This window comes from Pseudoalteromonas sp. S1727, from assembly GCF_005886375.1.
In the GTDB taxonomy this organism is placed as follows: Bacteria; Pseudomonadota; Gammaproteobacteria; order Enterobacterales; family Alteromonadaceae; genus Pseudoalteromonas; species Pseudoalteromonas haloplanktis.
This window is the reverse complement of the sequence record NZ_PNDT01000260.1, coordinates 1-222: the sequence shown is the minus strand read 5'-3', so window position 1 is coordinate 222 and position 222 is coordinate 1. Positions and strand designations below refer to the sequence as shown.

General features: G+C 48.2%; 1 protein-coding gene. It reads right to left on the bottom strand.

Features of this window, described 5'->3' with window-relative positions; translation table 11 throughout:
• Positions 1–222: hypothetical protein (locus CWB85_RS22570; protein WP_171039070.1), on the bottom strand; the 222-nt coding region annotated here is incomplete at both ends.

Here is a 222-nt window from a genome sequence, read left to right as displayed (position 1 = left end):
ATTGACAACGGTGGTGGTAAATTCAAGGCTGCGGTTTTGGCTATCAGTGACGGTGATAGTCACGGTTTGGCCTTCTTCAATACCGCTTACAGCGCCCGATAAATCCACGGCACTTTGCTCAGCGTTATTAATCACTTGGTCGGTATCAATCACGTTTACGGTGATTGTGGCGACGGTGTCTTTATTAACAGAGAGTGTTGCCGAGGCTGGGTTTTCTGCAAC